General features: G+C 51.5%; 5 protein-coding genes. All 5 read right to left on the reverse strand.

Annotated features, from left to right (window positions below):
• Positions 1–47: 47 nt before the first annotated feature.
• Positions 48–656 carry a zf-HC2 domain-containing protein gene (locus QME66_12535; protein MDI6809782.1) on the reverse strand — a complete coding sequence of 203 codons (609 nt, stop codon included), beginning with the start codon at positions 654–656 and terminating at the stop codon, positions 48–50.
• A complete protein-coding gene (locus QME66_12540; protein MDI6809783.1) occupies positions 646–1,239 on the reverse strand; it encodes a sigma-70 family RNA polymerase sigma factor in 594 nt (197 codons plus the stop codon). Before QME66_12540 ends, QME66_12535 begins: the two co-directional genes overlap by 11 nt.
• 152 nt (positions 1,240–1,391) lie before the next feature.
• On the reverse strand, positions 1,392–3,527 hold the full coding sequence (locus tag QME66_12545) for a hypothetical protein (GenBank protein MDI6809784.1): 2,136 nt from the start codon (positions 3,525–3,527) through the stop codon (positions 1,392–1,394).
• On the reverse strand, positions 3,467–4,009 hold the full coding sequence (gene amrA, locus QME66_12550) for an AmmeMemoRadiSam system protein A (GenBank protein MDI6809785.1): 543 nt from the start codon (positions 4,007–4,009) through the stop codon (positions 3,467–3,469). The genes QME66_12545 and amrA overlap by 61 nt, the downstream gene beginning before the upstream one ends.
• 44 nt (positions 4,010–4,053) lie before the next feature.
• Positions 4,054–4,902, reverse strand: a complete 849-nt coding sequence (gene amrB, locus QME66_12555; protein ID MDI6809786.1) for an AmmeMemoRadiSam system protein B — start codon at positions 4,900–4,902, stop codon at positions 4,054–4,056.
• Positions 4,903–4,972 lie beyond the last annotated feature (70 nt).

Raw genomic sequence — 4,972 nt, forward strand, 5'->3', positions numbered from 1 at the left:
ATCCTGGCCAAAGTCACCAAATGTAAAGAAGCGTTAGACGCACTACACTAGATTGAATAGAACCTCCACTTGAGGACATCTTCCACAGCGCCGTTGGCAGCGCGTATCAGTATCGTGTGCTCTCCTTCATCGATTCTTCTCCCCGGAGTGTAGATGAGATATTCATCCCCGATTTCCGCTTCCTGCGTCACGTCCTTTCCGTCAAGAAGAAGCTGGAGTTTTTCTTTCTTAAGCGATTTGGAGGAAGACGAGACAGATGCACAAATATCGAGTTTGTCGCCGAGGACTATCGAATTTTCTTCGGGATAAACGACCTGGAGAGCAGGCGGCATCCTCTTGGTAGTTCCCGTAAAGTGAATGATAGTTACAGAGGCGAGAACAAGGATCATTATGGAAGCCAATGCGGGGACCGGTCTCAACAATAGCGGTTTTCTCTTTCGGCTCCTCACCCTTGCCAGTATCTTCTCTGTAAAAAATGGCCGAAGTTCCGTCCCCGGTTCGGAAGCTATAGAGGCAAAGAACCCCTTGAGTGCCAGAACCGCTTCCCTGCAATCATTGCAGAGAGCAAGATGTTTTTCGACAAGAAGTTTCTTATCATGCTCTAACTCTCCGTCAAGATACTCCCTCAGGACCTTTCGAAACTCTCTACACTCCACGGCCTTCCTCCTTCATCAAAGGAACGAGCTTCTTCTCAAGAATTCTCAGTCCTCTTGAGACTCTCGATTTCGCTGTCCCTTCGGAACATGCCAACACCTTCGCAACTTCACCATAAGACATATTCTCAACATACCGCAGCACGATTGCCTCTCTGTATCCGCGGGGCACGGATTGAAGCATTCTTCTTACGCTCTCAGCCCGTTCCTCTCTTTCCTGCCCGGGAGAGGGATCCAAACCCGGCTCCCCGGCAGATTGCTGTTGCTCTCTGACGGCGAAGAGTCTGGTCAACGCCCTTTTCCTCAATAATCTCTTTGCTTCGTTCACCGTAATCCTGTAAAGCCAGGTGGAGGGCTTTGAATCGCCCCGAAACTTTTCGTACGCAGAGAATGCTCTGATAAGTGTTTCCTGAGTGACATCCAGCGCGTCTTCATGGTCACCAACCAGTTTCAAGGCGAGATTGAATATCTTGTTCTGTGATTCTTTTGCGAGACGCTCGAAATCCCGTTCTGTCGATCCTTGTCTCTTATCTTCCATCTCTACAGATTTGACCTCGCGGGAATGCCTTCCGTTCCAAAATCTCATCAGGTGGCATCTCCCCGCCACCCCCGCCTGCCAGACTGTCATCCTGGCGGGAGCCTATTGAGAGGGCGCGGAGATACCGTCTTGCACCACCCAACTTAACAAATCACATTCACAGTCCCGTCTAATTAACTGTATAACAATTTGTTACGATTTCACAACGTAGTCGAGATGCTCTTCTTGAGAACGGCTGCGTAAACTGATTCACGATACGAGGTCAGCGGATCGATGCGGTCAGTCCTGTCCACAGTCTGAAAACGCAATTCGAGAGAGTACCCTTTCGCGAGTGCGAAGTCTGCCGAAAGGAGCGGATTCTTTCTTGTCTGCGAGTAAAGCCCTCCGGAATCCTTGCCGGAGAAGCCGGAGTAGAAAACCTTCGTTTTCAGTCGTTCCTTAAGAAAACTCCGCTCGTAGCTCAGGGAAAACGAAAAAGAATCGGTCACGTTCTTCGACCCTGCCGCGGAAGTGTCTGCCGAACTGTAGGTGACCCGGCTCAACGTGGAAGAGCAGCCAATCTTTCCTCCGAGTATGCTCAGGGTCAGACCGAGCGAGGCGGTCTTTGTCTCAAATTCGTAGAAGTCATAGGGTCTATTCCTGTACTCGAACCCCGTGTAAAGGTTTCCCTTGTTCCTGAACGGAACGTCAAACCGTCCGACAAACTCCCACCCATCGGTTCCAAACGTGCCCTGCCCAATGCTGAGAGAAGTGATCCTGCTTCCTCTCAGCGTATAGTTTGATTTGAAAAGCTTTCCCTGGTGCTCGAGGACCAGGCTTTCTCTTCCCTTTTCAAGATATGGCGCTCCAAGCGAAAGGTATTCGTCCGGGACTCTTCTAAAGGTCAGAATCACCTTTCTGGCTCCAAGCTCTTCCTCAATCTTTGCCTCATATGCCGTTCCCCTGGTCCAGTCGGTGGACACGCCGATCGTGTCAAATGCACTGTACGCCAGCTCGCCTCCCACCCTTCCGCCCTTCCAGGGAACAATAGACAGATTTCCGGAGATCAGGGCATTTCGGAGAGCGGGGAATAGCGGTACCGTCAGAGATGAAGACTTGTCCGTGCTGTATGAGACGAGCCCTCCAAGAGAGATCCTGCCTCCGACTGCCCGCTCAATTCTGACGCTTCCAAGGTACTGGTCATATATTCCTGTGAGATTGTCGGCACCTCCTGTCTTGAGCGCAAGGACCGAAAAGGAATTGTCCAGGGACCTATACTCCCCGCTGATTCCCTTCGGTGAAACGCCATAGAGAGTGATCTCGCTCACAAAAGGAAACAGGTTGCCGGCCTCAACCTGAAAGTTGTTTTTGGAGAATTGAAAACCCGTCTGGTACGAAGGTGTGTAGAACGGATTTCTGTCCAGCCACAGGAAGTAACTTTCTTCCGACCTCTGACCCGAGAGACTCAGATCGCAAAGTATGAACCCGCCCGGAGGAAGCGAAAGATAGTAGGAAGAAGCATCTCCCTCATCGACGACTGCCTTCTGGTACGACAACGAAGCGTTGCCTTGAATGGAGAATGGATTGCCTTCGCCGTAGAAGAATTCAACGGCCTGGGTCCGGACAGTCCCGCGAGGACTATCTACCTGTACTGTGAAGATATGCCTTCCACCGGAGAGTTCATACGCTGGGGCAAAAAGGAGAAAATCTTTCTCTATGTCACATTCGCTGCTAACGTCCTTCCCGTCAAGTGCGGCCATGACAAAAAGACTCTCTCCAAGGGAAGGCGTGAAGCCGAACAAGACCTCAATTCTCTTTTCCTTGAGCCGGCTTCCGGGGTCCGGAGACAGGACTTCGATTTCAGTGCCTGTGCCCATTTCCTCGATATCGGTGACTGTCACTAATTCTCCTGTTACTAATTCTCCTGTTGCCGTCTCTTCGACCGGCAGCACCTCCTGGGGATTGTCCCTACTCCTACCGGGAGGAAGAACGATGAGTGTCCCGTCTCTCGTCGTGATGAGAAGAAAATACTCAAGCCCATCACTTCCTGATGGAATCACTTTGGCGGCGAAGAGATTGCCTTCACGAACCATCCTGATTGTCCGGAAACTCAGTTGTCCTTTTTCCCTGAGATTCAGCTCGCCGGACGCAATCTGCTCCGGGGCCGCGGCCGAAAACGAAAATGTGAGCGTCTTTCCTGGAAGACAAGACTCCGGGGGGATATGTTCAATCCCGACGGGAATGGCAAGATTAGAGAAAGCGATGAGGAAAAGTGGAATCTTTGCGGCTGTCAGATTCAGTCGAGCCTTTCTCCAAAAACCTCGGCAGTGAATTTCGATAGATCTGCGTCGCTCCAACTTCCTTTTGGAAGACCGGCTTTCAAACACAAGTGATCAAGAAACTTCGACAGCCCCCATTTGTTTTCTGTCGCAACCTGAGGCAAGAACAACCCCGACTGAAAGCCTTTCTGAATTAGAAGGCCGTGTTCTCCAAGTACAATCTCACTTACATCTTTCACTCTTTCCAGGGGACTAAGAACGGAGATTTCTATCTCGAGCTCAGCCAGTTCGTCTTCGTCAAGAGGTTCGAACCTGGGATCATGAAAAGCGGCTTCAACCGCCATGTCCGCAATTGTGAGATAGAGAGGCCTCGTCGAGTGGATCTGCCCGATACAGCCTCTCAACCTGCCGGACTCCTTGATGGTGACAAAGGCGCCTTTCTTTTCACTTAGTTCCCCAGCCTCATCCGGAGGCTCCAGCACCTTTCCGGTTAGAAGATAGTTGTTGATGCTTTCCCTGGCAATTTCGATCAGCCTCTTTTTGCCATCTTTGCTAATCACGCATTTCACCTCACTCAAAAGCATTCCCGGAAGACGCAGCCGCCCTAAGTCGCCGGACCCATCACAGCAGCAGCTGCGTAACCCACAACGCTGCGTCTATCACCAATGGCGTCGCCCGAGTTTGCATACTTGAGAATCTCCACAGAATTTCCACCCATGGATTTGGCTGCGAGGAGAACCGTCGCTATCGCACCCCCGCCGCACGCTTCGCACGTGTCGGTTTCGAGGTCCATCAGTAACGAGGTTGCATCAAAGGATTCAAGATGCTTGAGGACTATCCGGTCAAGCCTGACTGCCTCATCGTAGCCATGAAAATGAGACAAATCGGAACTCGCAATCAAGATTGCCTTCTTTCCTTTGAGGACGACCTTGAGACTCCCGGCAATCTTCTCGCACACCACCCTGTTCTGGATACCCAACGCAATAGGGACAATCTTGATGTCCGGCATCACCTTCTGAAGAAACGGCAGCTGGACTTCTATGGAATGTTCTCCGGTATGCCCGGAGGCAGTGAGTCTCATAAGCGGATCTCTGCTTGCCAGCTCGCGCGCTATGTCTGCGTCAACTTCCACGAGCCCAAGAGGTGTCTTGAACGCTCTGCCTGGATATATGGAAGCCTCCGGATGATATGCTCTGTGACTTGGACCGATGAGTACGGCAACATCAAACTTTAGGCCTTCAAGCTGCCTGTAAGCATGAGCCGCAACCAGCCCGGAGAATACATACCCTGCGTGCGGCACAATCACCCCAAGTATCTTACCCTTGAGGGCTCTTTTCCCGGCCATTTCCAGGAGCTTCTCCACTTCTCTTGACAGGGAAGATTTGTCGCCCGGATAGAAACTTCCCGCGACTGACGGCTCTCTTATCTCTTTCTTTTCGTGCTCTGTTCCCATAGACCGTCCGGCACACTAGTGTCGTGTCCCGGAAGTTCCTTGTCTATGTCTTTGCCCCGGGACACGACAC

The sequence above is a fragment of the Candidatus Eisenbacteria bacterium genome (assembly GCA_030017955.1).
GTDB lineage: Bacteria > Eisenbacteria > RBG-16-71-46 > JASEGR01 > JASEGR01 > JASEGR01.

Coding starts and splice junctions, on each gene's coding strand:
- amrB (MDI6809786.1), bottom strand. CDS start 4,902: ATGGGAACAGAGCACGAAAAGAAAGAGATAAGAGAGCCGTCAGTCGCG.
- QME66_12540 (MDI6809783.1), bottom strand. CDS start 1,239: ATGAGATTTTGGAACGGAAGGCATTCCCGCGAGGTCAAATCTGTAGAG.